The organism is Tardiphaga sp. vice304 (assembly GCF_007018905.1).
Lineage (GTDB): Bacteria > Pseudomonadota > Alphaproteobacteria > Rhizobiales > Xanthobacteraceae > Tardiphaga.
The window spans coordinates 1,216,735-1,239,409 of sequence record NZ_CP041402.1 but is presented as its reverse complement, the minus strand read 5'-3'; the positions used below and the strand labels follow the sequence as shown (position 1 = coordinate 1,239,409).

17 protein-coding genes and 7 pseudogenes are annotated in these 22,675 nt (G+C 58.8%); 13 read left to right on the top strand and 11 right to left on the bottom strand.

Annotation, left to right across the window (positions count from 1 at the left end; genetic code table 11):
• The first annotated feature begins 17 nt into the window (after positions 1 to 17).
• From ppk2 to FNL56_RS05795, 12 genes and pseudogenes are all read left to right on the top strand, one after another.
• Positions 18 to 809, top strand: coding sequence for a polyphosphate kinase 2 (gene ppk2 / locus FNL56_RS05850; RefSeq protein ID WP_143571935.1), 792 nt, complete (start codon positions 18 to 20; stop codon positions 807 to 809).
• 382 nt (positions 810 to 1,191) lie between these two features.
• Positions 1,192 to 1,752 (top strand): Spy/CpxP family protein refolding chaperone, encoded by a 561-nt coding sequence (locus tag FNL56_RS05845; RefSeq protein ID WP_246661512.1) that lies wholly within the window; start codon positions 1,192 to 1,194, stop codon positions 1,750 to 1,752.
• Positions 1,753 to 1,809: 57 nt separating this feature from the next.
• Positions 1,810 to 2,067, top strand: coding sequence for a DUF2933 domain-containing protein (locus FNL56_RS05840; protein WP_143571934.1), 258 nt, complete (start codon positions 1,810 to 1,812; stop codon positions 2,065 to 2,067).
• A pseudogene (locus FNL56_RS28195) lies at positions 2,064 to 2,159 on the top strand (methyltransferase family protein); the annotation flags it as partial. The gene FNL56_RS05840 and the pseudogene FNL56_RS28195, both read left to right, overlap by 4 nt.
• A gap of 76 nt (positions 2,160 to 2,235) precedes the next feature.
• Positions 2,236 to 3,077, top strand: a protein-coding gene (locus FNL56_RS05830; protein WP_143577604.1) for an IS5 family transposase whose coding sequence is annotated in 2 segments (ribosomal slippage) — positions 2,236 to 2,620 and positions 2,620 to 3,077 — 843 coding nt in all. Because the reading frame shifts where the segments join, the coding sequence is not laid out codon by codon here.
• Positions 3,078 to 3,086: 9 nt separating this feature from the next.
• Positions 3,087 to 3,704 (top strand): annotated as a pseudogene (locus tag FNL56_RS05825) (methyltransferase family protein); the annotation flags it as partial.
• Positions 3,701 to 4,168, top strand: coding sequence for a hypothetical protein (locus tag FNL56_RS05820; RefSeq protein WP_143571932.1), 468 nt, complete (start codon positions 3,701 to 3,703; stop codon positions 4,166 to 4,168). The pseudogene FNL56_RS05825 and the gene FNL56_RS05820, both read left to right, overlap by 4 nt.
• A 390-nt stretch (positions 4,169 to 4,558) precedes the next feature.
• Positions 4,559 to 4,828 (top strand): metal-sensing transcriptional repressor, encoded by a 270-nt coding sequence (locus tag FNL56_RS05815; protein ID WP_143571931.1) that lies wholly within the window; start codon positions 4,559 to 4,561, stop codon positions 4,826 to 4,828.
• 39 nt (positions 4,829 to 4,867) lie between these two features.
• Positions 4,868 to 6,082: an efflux RND transporter periplasmic adaptor subunit gene (locus FNL56_RS05810; protein WP_143571930.1), complete on the top strand. Its 1,215-nt coding sequence runs from the start codon at positions 4,868 to 4,870 to the stop codon at positions 6,080 to 6,082.
• 3 nt (positions 6,083 to 6,085) lie between these two features.
• Positions 6,086 to 9,325, top strand: coding sequence for an efflux RND transporter permease subunit (locus FNL56_RS05805; protein WP_143571929.1), 3,240 nt, complete (start codon positions 6,086 to 6,088; stop codon positions 9,323 to 9,325).
• Positions 9,326 to 9,345: 20 nt separating this feature from the next.
• A pseudogene (locus tag FNL56_RS05800) lies at positions 9,346 to 9,948 on the top strand (MFS transporter); the annotation flags it as partial.
• A 735-nt stretch (positions 9,949 to 10,683) separates the two neighbouring features.
• Positions 10,684 to 11,870 (top strand): annotated as a pseudogene (locus FNL56_RS05795) (IS3 family transposase).
• Between the two features lie 15 nt (positions 11,871 to 11,885).
• Here the strand turns inward: FNL56_RS05795 and FNL56_RS05790 are convergent.
• The 6 genes and pseudogenes from FNL56_RS05790 to FNL56_RS27580 form a co-directional block, all read right to left on the bottom strand.
• Positions 11,886 to 12,077 (bottom strand): annotated as a pseudogene (locus tag FNL56_RS05790) (transposase); the annotation flags it as partial.
• A gap of 620 nt (positions 12,078 to 12,697) precedes the next feature.
• Positions 12,698 to 12,946 (bottom strand): phasin family protein, encoded by a 249-nt coding sequence (locus FNL56_RS05785; protein WP_168202863.1) that lies wholly within the window; start codon positions 12,944 to 12,946, stop codon positions 12,698 to 12,700.
• Positions 12,947 to 13,087: 141 nt separating this feature from the next.
• A complete protein-coding gene (locus FNL56_RS05780; RefSeq protein WP_143577602.1) occupies positions 13,088 to 13,564 on the bottom strand; it encodes a hypothetical protein in 477 nt (158 codons plus the stop codon).
• Positions 13,565 to 13,591: 27 nt separating this feature from the next.
• Entirely contained in the window at positions 13,592 to 14,791 is a 1,200-nt protein-coding gene (locus tag FNL56_RS05775; protein WP_143571925.1) for an IS256 family transposase, read from the bottom strand.
• Positions 14,792 to 15,719: 928 nt separating this feature from the next.
• Entirely contained in the window at positions 15,720 to 15,947 is a 228-nt protein-coding gene (locus tag FNL56_RS05770; protein ID WP_143571924.1) for a hypothetical protein, read from the bottom strand.
• 279 nt (positions 15,948 to 16,226) lie between these two features.
• Positions 16,227 to 16,391, bottom strand: a complete 165-nt coding sequence (locus FNL56_RS27580) for a hypothetical protein (RefSeq protein ID WP_168202862.1) — start codon at positions 16,389 to 16,391, stop codon at positions 16,227 to 16,229.
• Positions 16,392 to 17,244: 853 nt separating this feature from the next.
• On the opposite strand from FNL56_RS27580, the gene FNL56_RS05765 reads away from it, so the two are divergent.
• Entirely contained in the window at positions 17,245 to 17,430 is a 186-nt protein-coding gene (locus FNL56_RS05765; protein ID WP_143581825.1) for a hypothetical protein, read from the top strand.
• Between the two features lie 516 nt (positions 17,431 to 17,946).
• Here the strand turns inward: FNL56_RS05765 and FNL56_RS28190 are convergent.
• The 5 genes and pseudogenes from FNL56_RS28190 to FNL56_RS05740 all read right to left on the bottom strand — a co-directional run.
• Positions 17,947 to 18,273: pseudogene (locus FNL56_RS28190) on the bottom strand (hypothetical protein); the annotation flags it as partial.
• Positions 18,213 to 18,653: pseudogene (locus FNL56_RS05755) on the bottom strand (IS701 family transposase); the annotation flags it as partial. The pseudogenes FNL56_RS28190 and FNL56_RS05755, both read right to left, overlap by 61 nt.
• Positions 18,654 to 18,997: 344 nt before the next feature.
• Positions 18,998 to 20,716 carry an HAD family hydrolase gene (locus FNL56_RS05750; RefSeq protein ID WP_143571921.1) on the bottom strand — a complete coding sequence of 573 codons (1,719 nt, stop codon included), beginning with the start codon at positions 20,714 to 20,716 and terminating at the stop codon, positions 18,998 to 19,000.
• A gap of 350 nt (positions 20,717 to 21,066) precedes the next feature.
• Positions 21,067 to 21,348, bottom strand: coding sequence for a hypothetical protein (locus tag FNL56_RS05745; RefSeq protein WP_143571920.1), 282 nt, complete (start codon positions 21,346 to 21,348; stop codon positions 21,067 to 21,069).
• A gap of 636 nt (positions 21,349 to 21,984) precedes the next feature.
• The gene (locus tag FNL56_RS05740; RefSeq protein ID WP_143571919.1) at positions 21,985 to 22,446 is read right to left on the bottom strand and encodes a rhodanese-like domain-containing protein; all 462 of its coding nucleotides are present in this window, start codon (positions 22,444 to 22,446) and stop codon (positions 21,985 to 21,987) included.
• Positions 22,447 to 22,675: the final 229 nt, after the last annotated feature.

The window sequence follows — 22,675 nt, the reverse complement described above, 5'->3', positions numbered from 1 at the left end:
GAAGTATCGTGAACCGAATGCCGAATAGGATAAAGGCTCGTCACAAGAACAATGGCCACGGACGAAACAAGGCAGAGCTACGCGAGCTCCAGATCGAACTGGTCAAGATTCAAAAGCACATCATCAAGCACGATCACAAGGTGCTGGTTATTTTCGAAGGGCGTGACGCAAGTGGAAAGGACGGGACGATCAAGAGGATCGTCGAACACCTCAGCCCACGGGAAACCAATGTCGTGGCTCTTGGCAAGCCAACCGACCGGGACGGCGCCTCATGGTACTTTCAACGCTACGTGCCTCATTTGCCCGCTGCGCAGGAATTAGTTCTATTCAATCGAAGCTGGTACAATCGGGCAGGCGTCGAACGAGTGATGGGGTTCTGCACCGACAAACAGTATGAGCAGTTCATCGAAGACGTCCTTCCTTTCGAGCACATGCTGATCGGCTCCGGGATTCAGATCCTGAAATACTACCTCGATATCGGCAAGAAAGAGCAGAAACGACGGCTTAAGGATCGACGGCACGACCCGCTGAAACTGTGGAAAACCAGTCCCATAGACGACGTCGCCGTGAAGCACTGGAACGCCTATACTGAGGCAAGGGATCAGATGCTTGCGCATACGTCGAGCCCATTATCCCCTTGGATCGTAGTGCGGGCCGACGACAAGCAGTCCGCGCACCTGAACGTCATCAGGGACCTGCTTGCGCGCCTGGCCTGCCCGCAAACCGACAAGCATCTTGCGGCGCCCGATCTCGGATTCGTCTTTCCGTTCGACAAGGCGCATGACCGCGCCGGATTGCTTGCAACCTGAAGCGACGCTCGAAGGCCCGTAATCGCCAGCAGGACGAAATAATCGTCACGCAAAGCCCGCAGGCACGCGCAGGCACCTTTCTTTCTAAAATGGAGAATTTGACCCGCCTCAAGTGCCCGACATTCGCTTTGGGCCACATTCGACGAGCCGAAAGGCCAAAATATTGTACTTCCCTCGTCAGCAATAGGAGGCCGGCTATGAAGCGACTGATTATGCAGCTGCACTCGCGGTCGCAGCACTTACTGCTCCGGCATCGGCGCAAGCCCCGGCCGAACATGATTCCCACCACCCCTCGGGTAGCGCGCAATCACCCCCTGTCCCTGAAAGCCCGACACCGCCCGCGAACCAGCCGGGCATGCGCTCGATGCAAGGCGGCGCTACCATGCCGATGATGAGCATGATGGAAAGCATGAAGACCATGATGAGTGGCATGTCTATGATGAACACGATGGGGATGATGCGATCGATGGGAATGACGGGTCCTGGCATGGGCGGCATGGCAACTATGGACCACGTAGAAGGCCGCATCGCCTTTCTGCGAACGAAACTCAAGATCACCGAGGCCCAAGCAAGCGCGTGGAATGCCTTCGCGGACGCTTTACGCGCCAATGCGAACAAGCTCGGCGAAATCCGCGCTTCGATGATGGGGGCGACGGGCGACGCGCAACTCCAGACGTCGACGATCACAGACCGTCTGGACCTACAAGAGAAATGGCTTCTGGCGCGCCTTGAGGGAACCCGGATGATGAAATCCGCCCTCGCCAAGCTGAATGAGGTTTTATCGGATAGTCAAAAGGGGACGGCCAACGAACTTCTCGCCCCGCATATGGGCGTGGGAATGATGGCGGTGATGGCTGCCTCAACACAGCCTAGCAAAAAGGGACAAGGGGCGATGCAACCGGATCAGATGGGACCGGGACGAATGCAATCACCACGGAACTGAAGCGGTCGAACGTCGCAATTTATTGCAAGTATCGTCTTCGCGACCTAGGAGTTATCGATGTCGATGCACGATCATTCACACGGTGAAGGCGGGACACCTCAAACCAGCTTTCTGAGATCGCGCGCAGGGCTGGTGTTCATAGGATTTGCCGTCATCGCCGGTGCGCTCCTGTTCACCGAACATAGATCGCACGTCCTTGGTCTGCTCATTTGGTTGCCGCTCCTCGCCTGCCCCCTCATGCATCTCTTTATGCATCACGGACATCACGGCAACGGAGGCACTGGTCTGCCAAGCGAGGAGAGGAAAGCACCATGAATGACTCACCGGCCTATGGTCTATGGGGCCTTGTACTCATCAATTCGTTCGTCTTTATCCTGTTCGCGTACAGCTTCTTCAAGCCTCAGAGCCGATCCAGGAAGAACTTGAGTCGGATGAGTCAGTTGTGATTCCATGTCTCGGAGTGATTCGTGACAGGAGAACACGATGTGGAAGCCTGAACACCGTCTGACTGCCGACCGGCGCAGCTTGCGCTATCCCAGTGATTTGAGTGATGCGGAGTGGATGCTTGTCGCTCCGATGATCCCGCCCGCGCGGCGAGGCGGACGCCGCCGCTCGGTCAATGTACGCGAGGTGTTGAATGCGATCTTCTATGTGTTGTCGACCGGCTGCCAATGGAGTGCGATGCCGAAAGATCTGCCGCCCAAGAGTACGGCACATTTGTATTTCATGGTATGGGATTGGGACGGTACGTTGGATCGCATTCACGACGCACTCTATGTAGCAACGCGCGAAGCAGCCGGACGCGAGGCGAGTCCCACGGTCGCAATCATCGACTCTCAAAGCAGCAAGGCAGCGCAAAAAGGGGGTCTGCACTCGACCCGCAGGGCTTTGATGCGGGCAAGAAGATCACGGGCCGCAAGCGCCACATCCTCGTCGACACACTCGGCCTCTTGCTCGGCGTGAGCGTCCATGCCGCAGATATTCAGGACCGCGACGGCGCCCATGACTTGCTACGTCGGGCGCGGCGGCGCTTTCCCTTCGTCGAGCGGATTTTCGCCGATGGCGGCTATCAGGGACCCAAAATGGCGAAGACTGTCGCCGCGACGGGAAGTTGGAAGATCGAGATCGTCAAGCGTTCCGATCTCCATCGCTTCGTCGTGCTGCCCAAGCGCTGGATCGTCGAACGGACTCTCGCCTGGATCAGCCGCAATCGTCGTCTGATGCGCGATTTCGAGCGCTACACCAAGACCGTTGCAGCCTTCGTCCGTCTCGCCATGATCCGCATCATGCTCAGGCGCCTCACACGCTCAACCCAATGCTCCTGAATCAAATCTTCTTGGATCGGCTCTCAGACGACCCGTGACTGGCGCTCGTTTGGCGCCTTCAGCGCATTCCTGGTCGCTCTCTTCACCGAGATGTATGGTTTTCCGCTTACGATATACTTCTTCTCTGGCTGGCTGCAATCACACTATCCTAACGTCGATTGGTTTTCGCACGACGCCGGACATTTGCTTGAGATGATGTTCGGCTGGAAGACAAACCCTCACGCGGGCCCGTTCCATATCTTGAGTTTCGCATTCATTGCCGGCGGCTTCTTTTTGATCTCGGCGGCCTGGCGTAGGCTGTACGTCGCCCAGCAACACCGGGAACTGGCGACGGAGGGCGCCTATGCTTATATCCGTCACCCGCAATATGTCGGCTTCATCTTGGTGATGTTCGGCTTCCTGCTGCAGTGGCCGACCATACTCACGCTCGCAATGTTTCCAGTGCTGGTCTCAATGTACGTCCATCTCGCACACCAGGAAGACGGTAACTCCCGCTTGGAATTCGGCGAGGCCTATGAACGATACGCTGCGGCGACCCCGGGTTGGATGCCGACATTTGGCGACCACAGAGGCGCAAAGTCCTCTCGATCGGCATTTGACGACTGTACAGGCCGAGGAGAGCCATGAAGCTTCCTACCAAGCAATGGCCCGTTTCGTCGATCTTCCTGATCTTGTTCGGCTCGGGTTTGCTGGCCGTGGGCGCGTATTTCCTGGTGTTGCGGCCGCCGTTGCTTCCGGAAGACCTCCGCTATGTGGGCGCGTCTCAGGCGCAACTCGAAGCCGTGGCTCCGCAATTGACGTTGTGGCTCACCCAGGTATTCCGGGTGCTGGGGGGATACATCTCGGCGACCGGTATTCTAACGATCGCACTGGCAGCGACGTCCTATCGTTCTCGCCAGTACGGCGCCGTCGCGGCCGCCGCTTTGACAGGTTTGCTCTCCATCGGTTTGATGACAGGCATCAACTTCGACATCAACTCCGATTTCAAATGGGCGTTGCTTGGCCTCGCCATCCTGTGGGTGTGCAGCCTCCTCACGTTTTTTGCCGAATCATTTGGGGTTGCGAACGCTCGTCAATATCTTGGAAGATAAGCGACTGACGCATCTAATTCTGGCTCGACGAACGCGGTCATCCTTCTCGCGGGGGATCCTCGCACCGCCATGCTTTTCGTGGGGCTTAACTCGTCGGCGGCGCTGCCGATCGTCAACGTCGTAGATATTGGCGCCTGCGCCGCCTGGACTTGCTTCCGTCTGGAGCCGCGCTTTGCGTTCGGTCCGCTCGACGGTAAGCGACCTGATCATCACCTGTTCCGTGCGCGCAAGGTCACGCGATGTCGATATCGATCATGGTAGGGGTCGGCCGCGGAGCAGGCGGCGTCCTCATCAAGAGCGCCGAAGCTTTGGCGGATGGCGAAGGTGGATAGACATTTCTGCGACCAATTGTGCCGTTGCCATATCCCCCCCGGGGGGATATGGGTAGGAATGGTACATGATCACGCCCACGAATCTCACTCGAAAATCGTTAAGCGGCTGAAGCGGGCCGAAGGCCATCTGCGGCGCGTCATCGAGATGTTCGATGAGGGCCGCTCCTGCCTGGATCTGGCGCAGCAGCTTCATGCCGTCGAGAAGGCCGTGAGCGAAGCGAAGAGGACGTTGATCCACGATCACGTCGACCGCTGTCTCGACACCGCGGCGAACGGGACCGGCAAGTCCACCGTCGACGAGTTCAAGGCCATCTCAAAATACCTTTGACCCTGCCCGCGCCAGCGCCCGGCCATGTCTGAAAGCAACATGCCCAACCGTCCGACCATGATTGTTCTCGCGTTCGTGACTGGCGCCGCGGTGTTCGCGCTCGCCCCCGGTCTCTCAATAACGGTCCAGCGTACGATCGGGCTCGGGCCGTCCAGTCCGCCCGCGAGCGCAGCGAAGCCATCGGCCGCGGAGCTCGTCTCTGGCATGGCGATGAGCGACGAGCAGATCAGGCTCGCCCAGATCGATCTGGCGAAGGTAGGACCGGGCATGATCGCCAAGCGGCTCGTCGTCCCCGGTGGAATCATCCCGCACGCGGACCGGATCGCGCACGTCTCGGTTAAACTGTCCGGAACGGTCGCCGAATTGCGCAAGAACATCGGCGACGATGTAGCCAAGGACGAAGTGATCGCCGTTCTCGAAAGCCGGGAGGTCGCGGATGCCAAGAGCGAATACCTAGCCGCCCGCCTGACGAACGACCTGCAGCAGGACCTGTCCAACCGGGACCGTTTCCTGTGGGAGGGTAAGGCCGCAACGGAGCAGCAGTATCTGCGTTCTCGCAATGCCGCCGCCCAGTCCGGCATGAGGGTCAACATCGCCCGGCAGAAGTTGATGGCTCTGGGTCTAGCAGAGAGCGAGATCGTGGCTCTTCCGGAGGCGCCGGAAGCCCGCCTTCGCCGGCAGGATGTCAGGGCCCCCATGTCGGGACGCGTTGTCGAGCGCAAGGTCGAATTGGGCACCGCCGTCGGGCGCGACAGCCTGGAGACCGAACTTTTCGTCGTCGTCGACCTGAGTCGCGTCTGGGTCGAATTGTCGGTCGCGTCAGCCGACCTCAATCTGGTCAAGGAAGGCCAAGCGGTGAGGATCTCCGCGCGCGGCCTTGAGGTAACGACCACCGGGAAGATCGTTTTCGTGAGTCCCCTCGTCGACAAAGATACCAGGACCGCGCGCGTCGTCGCCGAAATTCCGAACCCTGACGGGACGTGGCGTCCTGGGTCGTTCGTCACGGCGGCGATCGCCCTCAACGAACGCACCGCCACCACCGTCGTGCCGGTGACCGCGATCCAGAAATCCGACGGCCGGCCCATCGTTTTTGTCCGGACCAAGGACGGTTTCGAGAAGCGCGACATCACGCTCGGTCAGAAGGAGGACCAGTCTGTCGAGGTGGTCTCCGGCCTCACGGCGGGCGAGACGATTGCCACAACGAATACGTTCTCGCTCAAGGCCGAGCTTGCCAAGCCGCGCGACGAGGATTGAGCCGTGATCGAACGCATCATCGATTTTTCGGTCCAGCGCCGCTGGCTGATCCTACTGCTTACCCTTGCGGCCGCTGCGTCTGGTCTGTGGTCGCTGACACGGCTTCCGATCGATGCTGTTCCGGACGTCACCAACGTCCAGGTCCAGGTGAATGCGGTCGCACCCGCACTGACGCCCGTCGAGATCGAGAAGCAGGTCACGGTGGCGCTGGAGACTGTGCTCGCCGGGACGCCAGGGCTGGAATCGACGCGGTCGTTTTCACGAAACGGCTTCGCCCAGATCACGGCCGTTTTCACGGATCGAACCAACATCTACTTTGCGCGTCAGCAGATCTCCGAGCGCATCAACGAGGCCAAGGCGAGCCTTCCGCCCGGCGTCGAGGTCAAGCTGGGACCGATCTCGACGGGACTCGGCGAAATCTACTGGTGGGCCGTCGAGTACGCGAAGCCCGGCGCGATGGCGCCTGTCCGTGACGGACTTCCCGGCTGGCAATCCGACGGGACCTATCTGACGCCCGAAGGCGAACGCCTGACGGACGATTTTCAGCGTACCGTCCACCTTCGCACCGTGCAGGACTGGATCGTCCGCCCGCAAATGAAGACCGTTCCCGGCGTCGCTGGCGCCGATGCCATTGGCGGCTTCGTCAAGCAATTCCAGGTGCAGCCGGATCCGTCCCGGCTGATCAGTTTCGGCCTCTCGCTTAACCAGGTGATCGCGGCCATCGAGGCCAACAACGTCAGCCGGGGCGCCAATTACATCGAGCAAAATGGCGAGGGCTACGTGGTCCGGGCCAGCGGCCGAGTGGAGAACATCGAGGACATCTCGGAGATCGTCGTGACCACGCGGGCGGGCGTTCCGGTGCGCGTCAGGGACGTGGCCGAAGTCACCATCGGCAAGGAATTGCGGACCGGCAGCGCCAGCGTCAACGGCCGGGAGGTCGTGCTCGGCACGGCGCTGATGCTGATCGGCGGCAACAGCCGCACGGTCGCAGCGGCTGCCGACGCCAAGATCAAGGAAATCAGCCGGACACTCCCGCCGGGGATCTATGCGCACACCGTGCTAAACCGGACCCAGTTGGTCGATGCGACGATCGAGACCGTCGCCAAGAACCTCGCGGAAGGCGCTCTGCTGGTGATCGTGGTGTTGTTCGTGCTGCTCGGCAACATTCGGGCCGCCATCGTTACGGCCTGCGTCATTCCGGTGACCGTGCTGGTAACCGCCACCGGCATGCTGCAAGGAAAGATCAGCGCCAACCTTATGAGCCTGGGTGCGCTGGATTTCGGCCTGATCGTCGATGGCGCGGTGATTATTGCCGAAAACAGCCTGCGACACCTCGCCGAGCGCCAGCGTGAGTTCGGCCGCTCCTTGTCGCTCGACGAGCGGCTGCGCACGGTGACCGAGTCCGCCAGCGAAATGATCCGGCCGACGGTCTACGGCCAGTTGATCATCATCCTCGTCTACGTGCCTCTGCTGACCTTCACCGGCGTCGAGGGCAAGACCTTTGAGCCGATGGCGCTGACCGTGATCATCGCGCTCGCCGTGGCGTTCGTGGTGTCGCTGACGTTCGTGCCGGCCATGATCGCACTGACCGTCACCAGGCCGGTGAGTGAGACCGAGAACGTCATCATTCGGAAGCTGAAGGCGGGCTACGCACCGCTGCTGTCCCGCGTGGTGTCGTCGCCGCTGCCCGTCATCGGCGTGGCCACCGTGCTTTTCGTCGGCGCCGGCCTTTTGTTCACCCGGCTGGGACAGGAGTTCACGCCGTCCCTCGACGAGAAGAACATTGTGATGGAGGTCAAGCGTGTCCCCAGCACGTCGCTGAACCAGGCGCAGTCGATGCAGCTTCTGATCGAGAACGGGATCAGCAAGTTCCCCCAGGTCGCTTTCGTGTTTTCCCGGACGGGAACGCCCGACCTGGCCGCCGATCCGATGCCGCCAAGCTCGTCGGACACCTACATCATCGTCAAACCGCAGAGCGAATGGCCGGACCCGTCGCTGTCCAAGGACGAGTTGATCAAGCAGATCGAGGCCGAAGCCACCAAGCTGCCGGGCAACAAGGTGGGGTTTTCTCAGCCGATCGAGATGCGGTTCAACGAGCTTATCGCGGGGGTCCGCGAGGATCTCGCCGTCAAGGTATTCGGCGAAGATTTTGAGGAGATGCAGCGCACCGCCGCCAGCGTGGCCAACGCGCTGCGGCGCGTCGAGGGCGCTCAGAATGTGAAGGTCGAGGAAACCACCGGCCTGCCGTTCCTGGAGATCAAGATCGACAAGGCGGAGATCGCGCGACGTGGCCTGAGCCTTCTGGCCGTCCAGGACGTGATCGAGGCCGGAATCGGCGGCAAGGTGGCCGGGCTTGTCTTCGAGGGAGACCGTCGGTTTCAGATCATCGTCCGTCTCAGCGACGCGCTCCGCAACGACATATCCGCTCTGGAAAACCTCCCGGTTCAACTGCCGCGGCTCAACCCGAACGCCGCTGCGGCATCGGTCCCGCTGCGCGCGCTGGCGACATTCGAGCAGACCGAAGGCGCCAACCAGATCAGCCGCGAGAACGGCAAACGGAGAGTCGTGGCCACCGCCGAAGTCCGCGGGCGGGATATCGGATCATTGGTCACAGAGGCGCAGGCTAGGGTCGAAGAAAAAGTGAAGCTGGCGCCGGGGACCTGGCTGACTTGGGGCGGTCAATTCGAGAACTTCTCGGTCGCCCGCCAGCGGCTCATGGTCGTCGTGCCCGGCTGCTTCCTGCTGATCTTCCTGTTGCTGTTCGGCGCGCTCGGCTCCGCCCGGGATGCCCTTCTGGTCTTCAGCGCGGTCCCACTGGCGCTAACGGGCGGCGTCGCCGCGCTGTGGCTTCGGGGCATGCCGTTCTCGATCTCGGCCGCCGTGGGCTTCATTGCCCTGTCAGGCGTCGCCGTCCTGAACGGGCTGGTCATGCTGAGCCAGATCCGGAAGCTGATCTCTGATGGTCTGGTTCTACAGGCGGCAATCAGCGAGGGCGCGCTGACGCGGTTTCGGCCGGTGATCATGACGGCGCTGGTCGCCTCGCTGGGCTTCGTGCCGATGGCGCTGGCCACAGGCACGGGTGCGGAGGTGCAGAAGCCGCTGGCTACCGTCGTGATCGGCGGCCTGCTGAGCGCGACACTCCTGACGTTGCTTGTCCTGCCAGCGCTCTACGCCTTCTTCGCATCCACCAAGCGGGAGAAGGCTTCAGGACAAGCTTTCATCTCAAGCCGCGCCGCCGAGTAGCCGTCAGAAAGGGACGCCGCATGCTTTCCGTACTGGGCAACCGCACCTACCGTCATTTGTTCGCGGCGCAAGTGATCGCGCTGATCGGCACTGGCATGATGACAGTGGCCCTTGGTCTGCTGGCGTTCAAGATTGCCGGCGACAAGGCGGGTGCGGTGCTCGGGACGGCGCTCGCAATCAAGATGATCGCCTATGTCGGAGTGGCGCCCGTCGTCGGGGGCTTCGCCAATCTTTTGCCGCGCCGCGCCTTCCTGGTCTCGATGGACCTTACGCGCGCCGCAGTGGCGCTGGTGCTGCTCTTCGTCGATCAGGTCTGGCAGGTCTACCTGCTGATCTTCGCGCTGCAGTCGGCCTCCGCAGCGTTCACGCCGACCTTCCAGGCGACCATTCCGGACGTGCTTCCGGACGAGGCCCAATACACCCGCGCGCTGTCGCTATCCCGGCTGGCCTATGACATGGAGAGTCTGGTCAGCCCAATCCTGGCGGCGGCACTGCTCACGGTCATCACCTTCAATCTGCTGTTCGTCGGGACGGTGGTTGGCTCCCCCTGCTCGGCCGCGCTGGTGCTGTCCGTGACCATTCCCCAGCCGCAGGCCTCGCAGCGCAAGCGCGGCATCTACGAAAACTTGGTCGGATCGTCTTTCATCCCGGAAGTCACACGCATTTCGATTTCTCCGAAGGCGTGCGGCCGCTCGCTGACGGGGAACACCCGGATGCGTACGCCGATTGTGTTACAGTGATCGATTGAACCCGCCACCAGAGCCTGACTTTGCCAAAAAATGGCCAAGACCAGATGGCGTTTTGGAAGGTTGCTCCCGGACGGGTGGGCAAGAAATTGAGCGGCACGAGTGTAATTAACAGCATCCAGCAGCGCCGGCCGGCCCTTCGATCGTTCGGAGATAGTGAGGCCGCCGACTTTTTCGACGTTCAGCACGTAGGAAGGCGCGGATGCCACAACCTCCATGCTAAGCGCGGCAGGGTACGTCGCCAGAGCTCCCATTTAACGCAAATTGTCGCCTGGCAGCCGGCGATATGGTGGTAGCAGAGTTGGGTCTTATTCTGGAATTATAGGCGGAAAGTCGACAGGAAGTTTGTTTTTGACCGATATACCCGGGCACCAAATGCATTCCGATTCGGTCCTCCCATTCGAAGAGGGGACCGGCACCAGACGCTTTCCGCAGTTTAGGCAACGTGTTGTGTTGTCCATTATTTCCACTCCCATAGGGACGGCCTAACGGGAGTGTGCGGCTATATGTTCCTTAACCATCGTATGTGGGATAACCCCAACGTCTGAGTGACCTGCCCCTGCCGATTTCCTCCAGTTGAAGTTAGAGTCCGGCCCTCTGAAGGACGGACAGATGAAGCGAGCCAGGTTTACGGAAGAACAGATTATCGGTGTTTTGCGGGAGCATGAGGCGGGGGCGAAGGCCGCCGATCTGGCGCGCAAGTACGGCGTTTCGGAAGCGACGCTGTACAATTGGAAGGCCAAATTCGGTGGCATGGACGTCTCGGAGGCCAAGCGGCTGCGGCAGCTCGAGGACGAGAACGCCAAGCTAAAGAAGCTGTTGGCCGAGCAGATGCTGGACGCGGCGGCGTTACGCGAGCTTCTGTCAAAAAAATGGTAGGGCCCGCCGCCCAGCGCGAGGCTGTCGCGCATCTGCAGGCCGAACTGGGCCTGTCAGAGCGGCGGGCCTGCTCGATCGTCAGCGCCGACCGCACGATGATTCGGTACCGGTCGTGCCGGGCGCCGGATACCGAACTGCGGGAGCAACTGCGCGATCTCGCTAATGCTCGCCGACGCATCGGTTATCGTCGGCTGTTCGTGCTGCTGCGGCAACAGGGCGAGCCGTCCGGGCTGAACCGGATCTACCGGCTGTATCGGGAGGAAGGCCTTGGCGTGCGCAAGCGCCGGGCTCGCCGCCGCGCGGTCGGCACAAGGGCGCCGATCCTCGTCGAGGCTCGGCCGAATGCCCGCTGGTCGCTGGATTTTATCCACGACCAGTTCGCGAATGGTCGCCGTTTCCGGATCCTGAACATCGTCGATGACGTGACCCGGGAATGCCTGGCGGCGATCCCCGACACCTCGATCCCGGGACGGCGGGTGGCGCGCGAGTTGACGGCGCTGATCGAGCGCCGCGGCAAGCCTGGCATGATCGTCTCGGACAACGGCACCGAGTTCACCTGCAACGCGATGCTGACCTAGTCGGAGAACCACAAGATCGCCTGGCACTTCATCGCGCCGGGCAAGCCGATGCAGAACGGCTTCTGTGAAAGCTTCAACGGCCGGATGCGGGATGAACTGCTCAACGAAACCCTGTTCTTCGGCCTCGACCACGCCCGTTCCCGGATTGAGAATTAGGCCGACGACTACAACAGCCAACGCCCGCATTCCTCGCTGGGTTACCTGACGCCTGCGGCCTATGCCGCCACCCTCACCGCAACGTGCGATCGGCTGCGCAACCCTGACCAGCTTCGCCGATCGCACGTTGCTCACCCCGCGCCGAACGGCGTAACATCCGCCGAGGCTCTAATCGCAACTGGATGAAAGTTCAGAGGCAGGTCATGAGCCACTCGCGGACGTCGGCATTGATCCCGGCTGTTCCACGACAACAAAAGCAAAACCCGGCTCGATTGCCGAACTCCGCGCTTCACGCCGCCATTTATAAACAACGCTGGTGCACACGTCCGCGCGTCGAGCAACCTCCGCTACGACCGCCCCGGGCTCATCGGCCGCCGCCCAAATCTCCGCCCGTTCTTCATGGCTCTAGCGCCGCCGCCGCTCTATGCCCGTGATCTACGTCATCCGGCCCATGCCGCGTCGCTAACCTAGCTCGTAACTGAGATTTAACTATGCGGCATCGCCATTTCATCCGTCACAACAAGGCGGCCGCTAACGGAGGGATACCCTTTGTCATGCCGCTCGACGTTCCCGTGGTCATGCCGCCGGTCGCGGCACCCTTGCTCATGTCGGTCGAAGAGGGGTTCGCCATAGCGGGCTTGTTGGTGTCCTGCTGACCTGCGAGGCTATTGGTCCGCGCGAATGCGATGACCGTCGACGCCGTTGCGCACCATAGGCCGACAATCAATGATTATTGAGCAGTTTCAAGCTCTCAGATTGGCCGGGTCCGCCTTAAGCAGGAGCGCATTACGCCGGCGTCAAGTCGTCCGCTATGAACAATCGCGTTTTCCGTATACCGGCCGATGAAAATTACCTTTATGACGCCGCTAATGGAGTGCCTATCACCGCGCCTGTGAGGGGCGTCCAGCCGGAGTGCGAGCGATCCGGGTTCGTCTATGGCTCGACTTCCCACTCACTACGTTTAAAGAAAAAACCCGCCAGAATGGCGGGCTAATCATGTAGCGGCTGTACCTTTAAATTTTGGCGGCAGCCGGTTGAAAAGCGGCCTTGTAAAGCTCGCTAATTTTAGCGGCATCGGTGACGAAGGTCTCATAAGCCGACTTGGTGAATTCGGTCGTCAATTCCATAAAATTCTGCGGCGATTTGACAGTGGCAAGCTTCTCGAAATAGCTCTTGCTGGATTCCATGGATGCCTTGGCGAAATCTGCATGGGCGGTCGCGATGGCAGTGAAATTCGCTTGGACGGCGCTGAAATCAGTCAATGTAATTTCCCTTAAAAAGATGCCTGGGGGGCTCCCGTGCAACTATCGGCCTTGTAGGCGACTCCTGATGTTTAATGCAAGTCAAATTGTGCATCGCACAATAAAACAATTGAAGGCCGGGCAACGGGCAGCAATTGAGAATTACTCGCGCGCCAAGCGTCCCTTACCCAGGCACTGCTTACAAGTTAGTGGATAGATCCGGCGGCCTGGCTTGGCCGCCTGCGCCACAGATGGAAATCCAGTGCCTTTGCAGGCTGGACACGCACTTCCGCCGATGCAGCCTTCGACTTTACCTTTTTCATCGCAGTCATTTTCCGAAAATAGCGAAAACAGCTGCATGTCGTTGTGCAAGATGGACTGCAGGCACCTGCTGTCCCAGTTGAGGGTGACCCCAGACCAGTTGCCATCGGTGACCGTGCCCTGATCGCTCTTTTCACCGCGCCAACATACGCGGTCGCCGGTTTTCAGAAGTCTGGACTCAGCACCTGTCATTTTTTCTGCCGGCCGTTTGCAGTCTTCCGCGTGGTCCAACACTATCCGTTGAATCATGCAATGGCCATGGCTTTCGGGCAATCCGCGATCGTGTCCCAACGCGTGGTGTAGCTTCTTGATGGCCACCACGATTGCCGGCCACGGCCGGGCTGGTCAGGTTGCGACTGCGGGCAGCCCGACGATGGGATTATCGCTGATGGGCGCGATGGTTTCCAGTGTCATGTAGCGGGCGCGCTGGACGGCCCATTCATCGTTCTGCTCAAGCAGTATGGCGCCGACGAGACGCCGGATGGCGTCCTCGTTGGGGAAGATGCCGACGACCTCGGTGCGACGCTTGATCTCGCCGTTGAGGCGTTCGATCGGATTGGTCGAATGCAGCTTGGCGCGATGCGTCGCCGGAAAGTTCATGAAGGCGAGTACGTCGGGCTCTGCCTCGTGCATCAACCTGGCCAGCTTGGGGATGGTCGGCTGCAACTGGTCGGCGACCTTGCGCCATTGCACCCGGGCCGCCTCGGCGTCGTCCTGGGCAAAGGCGGTGGCGATGAAAGCGGAGACCACGCGCCGCCCGCTCTTGCCGGCATGGGCCAGCGCATTGCGCATGAAGTGGACGCGGCAGCGTTGCCAGCTGGCGGTCAGCACCTTCGACACCGTTGCCTTGATGCCCTCGTGGGCGTCGGAGATCACCAGCTTGACGCCGCGTAATCCGCGCCGGGCAAGCTTGCGCACGAATGCGGTCCAGAACGTCTCGGCCTCGGAGGGCCCGATGTCCATGCCCAGAACCTCGCGCCGGCCGTCGTTGTTGACGCCGACCGCGATGATCGCGGCCGCCGGGACGATGCGGCCATTCTGCCGGACTTTCAAATAGGTGGCGTCGATCCACAGATACGGCCAGTCGCCCTCGATCGGCCGCTCCAGGAACGCGTTGACGCGCTCGTCGATCTCCTCGCACAGCCGCGACACCTGGCTTTTGGAGACGCCGCTCATCCCCATCGCCTTGACCAGGTCATCGACCGAGCGGGTCGAGATGCCCTGGATATAGGCTTCCTGAATCACCGCCGTCAGCGCCTTCTCGGCCATCCGTCGCGGCTCCAGAAAACCCGGAAAATACGAGCCCTTGCGCAGCTTCGGGATCCGCAGTTCGACCGTGCCGGCGCGGGTCTCCCAATCGCGGGCCCGGTAGCCGTTGCGCTGCACCAGCCGCTCCGCGCTCTTCTCGCCGTGGCCGGCGCCGGTTAGCACCGACACCTCCATCTCCATCAGCCGCTCGGCCGCGAAGCCGATCATCTCGCGCAAAATATCCGCGTCGGGGGTCTTCTCCACGAGCGCACGAAGGCTCATCATGTCACTGGTCATCGGTGGTTCCTCGGTTGCGTTGAGTGTTGCAACCCGATCCTACCGGCGAATCGCCGGTGACCACCACATGACGCTGGCTCGCTACAGCGCTCTTGGAAAGCGCGCTTCGCCAGCGGCACCAGACCAAAAACCTACACCACCACTTGGGGCACGATCAAATCCGCGGGCAAATTCGCAACTGAAAAGATCACTCGGTTGGGTGTGTTTCGGCGTGGAATAAGGGCTCTTACGCAATTTTGATGATGACCGCTCGATCCCGTCGATGGCCGCAGCGATACATGGCGTTGAACAGACTCACAATTCTCAGAAGCAACAGCCGGTTGGAGTGATCCCGCTTTCGCCGCGCTGCTGGAGAAGGCCGGCAACGCCACGCCGGTGGTGTCATTCACCGTCACCTACGCCGTCGCAAACGTGTTCCTCACGCTATGGGGACCGATCATCGTCGGCTTTTACAAAAACGCTCTGCATCATCTAGCGAAATTAAGTTTCGTATCGGGCAGGAAAGCCACTGAACAACATTTCGTCTTCCTTTCGATGGCAGCACCGGAGTGGTGAGCCTGCGGTAGGCCAATCGCTACCGGTTAGCCCATATTGCTATGGCAATGATAACCACCAGAGCCACCGCAGCATAGCCGATCCAGCTTGAAAGCGTGTCAATCATAAGCCAGCCTCATAGTAAAAGATGGTCTCGCGAGCGAGTCACGCTGCTCATATCGCGGGCTTCGGAATCATGCGGCCGTCCACAATCGTGTGAGTAACGGTTTGAGCGCGATTAGCTGATTTAAATACCTGATCAATAGCAGACCATGCGGCTAGGACTGCAGTATGCCTCTTGGGGCTGTCTCCCGTCTTCGATCCGTTTCCCGTTAGTTGGACTGTCCATTTCCAGCTGGAAGGATTTAACGTCTCGACCAGGGTAAAAGCGTGCTCACGGTAAATCATGGGGCTGCTCCCGCGGCTGAAGATCAGGAGAGGCTATAAGTTTGGCGGCATCGAACCGCACAATCTTTCGATCCTGCTCCCAAAGCTCAACGGCGTTCATTCCGATCATGCCGCGTGCTGCGATTACAGCCGCCTGATCACCGTCTTCAATAATGTCTTTCGCTTTTACGAAACGACCGTCAAGAGCTAGGAAGTAAGCTTTGTAATGCGCCATTTTACCCGCAATGTTTGAGGCGGGAGCGCTACCGAACTCTCTGTCACCGTTAACTGCCTAGGGCGGACGGTGATCTGGAGCCAACAGGTGAACCTCTGTCGGGTTCCAAACAAATAAAAGGCATTTGAGGCCACCTTACAATGTGTGCCGCTGCGGACGCACAGCGCTGCGCAGGCGCAAGGAGACCAGCTGTTGTTTGACCGGTTGACTGCAATTTTGGCTTCAGGTTATCAGGCTGCCAACGCGCTCGTGGCGGCAGCCTGCGCACTGGGTCGCAGGTCAAGCTTTGCGCTCTTCACTGTCCGCAGCTGCTTCGAAAAGCCGCTCCAACTCTCTCACGTATTCGCGAATGCGATCCCGCTCTCCCGGATCGGTGGCACCAACTAGCATCCGCGTTGCCTGATCCAACTCGCGCTTTAGCTCGGTGCTGGTTTTCTTGGTCATGACTGTCCTCTGCTCCGTTTCCAACGCTGCCGTAGCATCATGGTTCCGGTGGCGGTGCTGGTCCTGCGGGTACGCTGCGGCGTACAGTAGAGCGGTGGATTGAACCGAACCGCGCAGTCCTGGTCGGCGGATGAAGGTCGGTCAACTTAGGAAGGGCGGCTTGCCTCGGACTTGCGAAAGGCTAACCACGTCGAAATAGGCGATCGCTCAATCGGTAAAGCCATATGGGGTTGATGGCTATCACCAAAATGAGCAGAAAAAATCCGTAGCCAATCAAATTTGTAAGAGCGTCAGGCATCTGAGCCTCCAAATGCTGGAAGGCATTATTTGCTAAGAAATCGACCGGTGCAAGGGTGGCGCGACGAACGCGCTATACCGACCACGCGATCACCTCGGCATACTGCGAGCCCGGGTTAATCCTTATCGGCCAGCAGCGCTCGGCGAGGGCCAAATCTGCTCTTGCCTCACGTGAGTCGCCCAACGGGGCTATCGGACGAAGGTGGGGGTGAATGGTCGTTTGATCTCTTACGGAACTGTGCGGCATTCCAGGCCACTCACGTAGCCCGAAACCACATCCGCAGGCGAGATGACCCAACTGGGTGACGCGTGGGTGGCCCGCGCTGCGCCAAGGTGATCGCCAACCTTGCTGAAACGTGCTCAAAGTAAGCGACCACACAGACAAGCCAAGCATTTTGATGCATGCTAAACGCTATTTGAGGAGCTTTGAAGATTTTAGATGCCTCCTCCAATTTGCATAAATTGTTGCACGGCAGTGAAGTTCGTGGTGCCGCAGATAGGCGGCGAGCGCAGATATACTTGTTTGAAGTGCGAGGCGCCCCTTGAGGCCGCCGAATTGTCGAAGTCCGACGAAATGATATTGCTCGCTGCTGTCGAATCAGCCCGGCAGATTCTCGCGGATTACTTACAGCCTATCCCGCGTGATTCCGTTAGCGTGCTCGATCGTTTAGCGTTGGTGCTGGGCAATCCGGACGTGGCAATTGCCCTGGCGCGCACAAACCGCCTCGGCGCTCCGCCCTGAGACAGTCAACGGTCTGCCGGCAACACTGCTTCGCCTGCTGAATATGACCTTCTTGAGCAAGCTGATTAAAGAGTGAGAAATAAGCGCATACGCCGAGAACGGGTTAGATTGCGACGCGTACCGATGCGTTGCTGTCACGACGAGAAGCCGACGAAATCGCCGCGTCCAACATCCCCGTTGTGGCCGGCTGTCACTCGGCGTATGCCTAAATGGAATACTTAATTGGCACTTTGGTTCATTTGGCGATAAAGATTGATTTCCAAGCCGATATTGTTTGACGCCGGCAATTGCGGGATCCGACGACGGCGTCGCGCTCTTGGGTCATGTGGGAGTATTCTAGCGCCGGCACCTTGGGCATTGCTCGAAGTCGAGTTCGACGTGCTCGCAGCGGGCGGTCATGCCGCGGACGAAAGATGCGCGCTGCGCGTCGACCTCCGCTGGCGTCATTTGGTGAATCTCGGTAGCGGTCAGCATTTCTTCAAGCGTGGCCTCTCGGCCGAGGACCTTGGTGAGATTGGAGACGCGCTCAGCCCAGGGGTTGGCGGCGATATATTCATCCCAGACAATCACCAGGGTGACGTGCTTGCGCTTCAGCTCCCGATGAACCGTCGGCCAATCCGGCTCGGCGTGACGGCGATGGCCCCGTTTGTTACCGTAATTAGCGTAAAGCGCCGCCTCCAGGTCGCCGTCGCTCATGCCGTCCGGCAAGCGCCAACCCAGCCCGGCGCCCTCGAAACGCCTCAACGTCTCGCGCACCGTCGAGGCGGCTATGCCCAGCCGACGACGTAGGCAGCGAAGACCCTGATCTGGCAGTTCGTGATCTTGCCTGCGGAACCAGTGTATTGCCGCGCCACTCCGCACGACGCTTTGCCCTGCTTGAGAAAGCCGGTCTCGTCGATCACCAGGACCGCATCGTCATCCGCCAAATGCTCGATGACATAATCGCGGACGATATCGCGCAAGGCATCCGCATCCCAATCCCTGCGACCCAGGATCGCCTGTTGCCGCCATGGGCCAGGATCGCCCGCGGCCTCCGCGCGCATCCAACCGGTCTTGCGTTGCTCGTCTCCAAGCAGACCTTCCAGAAACAAGCCAGCATTCTTCGCAACACGCTCTTGCCCGAACAATGGACGTATCCGCTTCTTGATCTCCCGAAGCGACGCCGCCCACAACGCAAGCGTCTCTTCAATCGACGCTGTCTGCGTCCACGATGTTCGAATCATGGTTGCCCATGGATTCAGAAAGCCTCGCAAAAGGCAACTGTAATGCTAGGCGGCCTATGAGATCGTCTTCGCAGACGACTGGGTCGAAGCTTTTGAGGCTTTTGTCGGAATCTTCGATCGACTGCCCTATGGCCTACGCGTTTGCTTGCTGCTCGACCGCGGCCGCGACATCGCCGCATGGAATACGGCCGTTATGATCAACACGGTAGCTGCCTATTAGTCCTTCCTCGCTCGCTTATAGCTGGTCGATATGTCTGCCTATGGCGTCTACGGCAACGCTATGCGACCGTGAAACGAAGATGCCCGAAAGCGGAGCTTCGAAAGCTCAATCAGTTAACAGCGCGTCAAGTTTCATGAGCACTTGCGGGGGCTGTATAGCGCCGCGACACGATCTCGCGTATACGCTTGCGACTCTCACTCGAATTCAGGCTCTCATCGGCTTCGATTTCAGCAGCTTCCCGCGCCAGATTGTCATCCTTAATGACTTTACGAAACCAAGTGGAGTAATCGCCGGCGCGCAAGTGGTGCTCCCACGTCGGGGCGTCAACTCCCTCAGCTATCTGTAGAAACAGCATAAGGTTCTGGGCACGCAGATTGAGGGCATTTTCCGGGCCTCGGAAATAGAAGCTACGGTCCGTCCCAAGGTCACCTTCAGCGTATTTTCGGGTGTGCCGTTTGTGCGATTGGCGTGGACGCTCGGCGCGCACCACACGCGGGGCTTCGTTACTTCTGGGCGTCCATAATAGGACTTCGTCTTCCCTAGCTGAATGCACGTGCTCAGGTGCATCCACACCGATGGCGTTGCAGAATGCGGTGATAGTCTCGTTCGCGTTTTCGCCGAGAGCGACAATCGCTTGGACAGTTTTCAATGCGTCAATCGAAATCATTTCTGGGTGCACTGTAATGAAGACCGTAGCCGCAAAGTGATCCGGCAGGACTTGCGCAACGTCATCACGGAAGGCTGGCAGAAGCTGATGCGTTTCATCGATCAGCAGCCAATGTGGCCGACCCGTTCTTGCTCTTAACGACGCGATGTGAGGCAGAAGCTTGGCAAAAAACGGAGGCCGTTCTGCGACGGTCAGAGCCTGGGTATTGATCACGACATTAGCTCGTAGCTGGCGAAGCAGCTTAAGCGCCTCATCGATTTTAGGCGGGGTAGTCGCGTCGCCGATTGAAACCGCATGTTCAAGCTCATCATAATCGCCTTCCGGATCGAAAACACAAAACTCGAATTCCTGCTCGACCATGCGTTCAGCGAGCGCTGTGGCCAATGTAGATTTGCCGGTTCCTGAACTCCCGGCGATCAGCACGCTTCCGCCATGCGGTTCTAGATAGACCTGCTTTCCGTCACGCTCGGTGCCAAGCGGAATACCCTGCCGCTCCCGCGGAGCAATGCGGGCATCGTCTCGACGAATTTTGCCTAGAAGCTCGATCACACCGGCGCCTCGTACACCCGCCAGCACGATATCGGCAGAGGCTTTCACCGTCGGGAGCGCGTTCGCAACCGCGGCCGAACAACCGCAGGCGTGTAGGAATGCATGGTCGTTTTCGGCATCACCTACCGCAACAACATTGTGGGCCGAGAGTTCAAGCTGAACGAGAGCCGCCTCTAGGCCTACCGCCTTGTTCATGCCCGACGGGAGGATCATCACGGCACCCTTGTTAAAGATGATCTGGAGTTCCAATCCGAGATCACGAATGACCTCAAGAACAGCCGTCTCATGCGGCTCCCACGTGGCTACTATTGAGCGACCTACCGACAGTGGCTCGATCTTCCGTTCCTTCAACTTCTCGATGAACAAAGGAGGGGGTACCGATCCGATTACCCACTCCTCTTCGGTTGACGGATCATAAATCAATGCTCCGTTTTCGGCGACAACACGATCGAAGATCTGTAGTTTCGGAAAGACCCTCTTTAGATCCGGTAACTCACGCCCTGTCACGAGGATCAGTCGGCGGCCACCCGCTTTGAATTCCTTCAATGCATCGAAAGTCGCAGGATCAACAACTCCATCATGAGCAATTGTGCCGTCATAATCCGCAGCGATAGCCAAATAATACATGTCTCTCACTTCCATTAGACGTTAAACGCTTGCAATTTGTCACGAGCGCGCGTGAGCTGGAGTCAACAAGTAGACTTCTTGCTACACACCACCAGCGCTACAGGTCACGTGTCGCTCGCGTGACGTCGACGCAGTGAGGCAGCAAAGTAGCACTACATCGCGAGGCGAGCTCTGCTTCAAATAACAAGATCGTCGCTTATGATTCCTTACTTTCGGGGCATCATCTCGTGTCATCACGCCGCGATAGGATAACGCTAAGGGCGGAATAGAGAGTTGGTGATGAGTTGGCGTGACCGTTACTTTCAATGAGAAACAACGCTGTCCAGACGACCCAATTGACGCTCTTCCGACTACATCCCGGACTTCATCATCGTCATCTTTGAACCCTTCATCATCATCTTCATTTTCTTCATTGTCATATTGCATCCGCGAATGCCGTCTTTGGCCATTGCGGCGTTTATGATGGCCAAATGCTTGTTCATCTCCCACTTATGTGGGCCGTCAGGCATTCCGGCCAGCATTGTTGTCATTTTTGACATGTCCGCTCCGGAGCAAGACATCATCACTGCAGATGCAGGGCTGAATACGAAAGCGGTAGCTGCCAGTATCAACGCGAAAACTACGTATTTCATCTTAAACCTCCGTACGAAGAAGACTAGCGCTATCGCCAGCTTGAAGAGACTGAACACACCAGAACGCCTATGCAGCAAGCAACTGCCAACCCGAGAGCGTGCACAGCTGCACATCGGAGAACGTGACTCTCCTTTTCCAATGTATGTTTTAACCAAAATATGAAACCATGGGAGCGTGTTGACTTGGATCAAACGGCGCCTTGACGTGTGTAGAAATGCAAGCGGCACGCTCGAGTGCCAAAGTCCTCGGAAAAGAGCGGTTAGCGTTTCGATTTTGATTTCTTTGTTGACTTCTTTGCTGTGTTTTGCCGACATTCGGTTTCGCCGACGGCGAGTTAGTTGATTTCATTGCTAAGGATTTGTTAGGCGCCTTTTGGACTGCCTTATTTCCAGCCGTTTCTATCGGCTTCGAAGGCTTAAGTTGCTGAGCCAGCATAGGCATCGGAGGTAGCATAGGCGTCGGGAGCAAAAAGGTCCGCGTCCGATGCAGCGCTGCCATTGGAGTATTGGCTACTTGTTTGGCAGCAGATCTTGCAGCGTCCATCACTGTGGCCGTTGTGTCCTTTATCGAGTCCACAATCTTCTCGGCTATTGATTTTTCATCGTCCTGCGAATTCTCGGGGCACGCAGTTATTCTCACTTCACGAGGGGATTGCCCTTCTTCTGCCAATCCTCAAAATTCATGATTACGGCGATCACGTTGGTGAAACCGATGTCTTGAAGTTGCTTAGTTGCCAGCGTCGCTCGGCCACCGGTTTGGCATTGCACGTAGATCTTTCTACCTGTGTCAACTTGCGCCGGGTGCCCCAGCTGCGTCCAGATGCGGAATTCTAACAGGCCCCGCGGGATGTTAACCGCTCCTGGAACGTGCCCGGCTTTGAACTCTTCTTCCTCGCGAACATCGAGCAGCAACTGCTCATTCGGGCTTTTCACTGCCGCCAAATACCCGTCCATATCCGTCGTTTGGACCGTCTTGCGAATTTGCGCAACGTACTGGTCAACAGAGTCAGGCCAGTTCCTGCTCATTTCGGCAAGAACGGGAGGGTACATTCCGAGCATCGTTAGAAGAATAGCGGCGATACCTAGCCTGCGCATCATGACAGATACTCATGTTCGATTGATTAGAACTTACCGAAACGTCACAGCTGCAAGTTTGGTTCCACGAAATCGCGAAATTTAATCCGTTAGTGATCAAACCCGACTAAGTTGTTCGCAGCAATAGCGAGTGAGGGCGACACGTAGTCAGGGATGCGCGCGTAGCCAGCAAATAAAAGGCGCCCGTTTGAATTATACATAGTTGAACAGCTTCGACGGGTCGGGACAACAT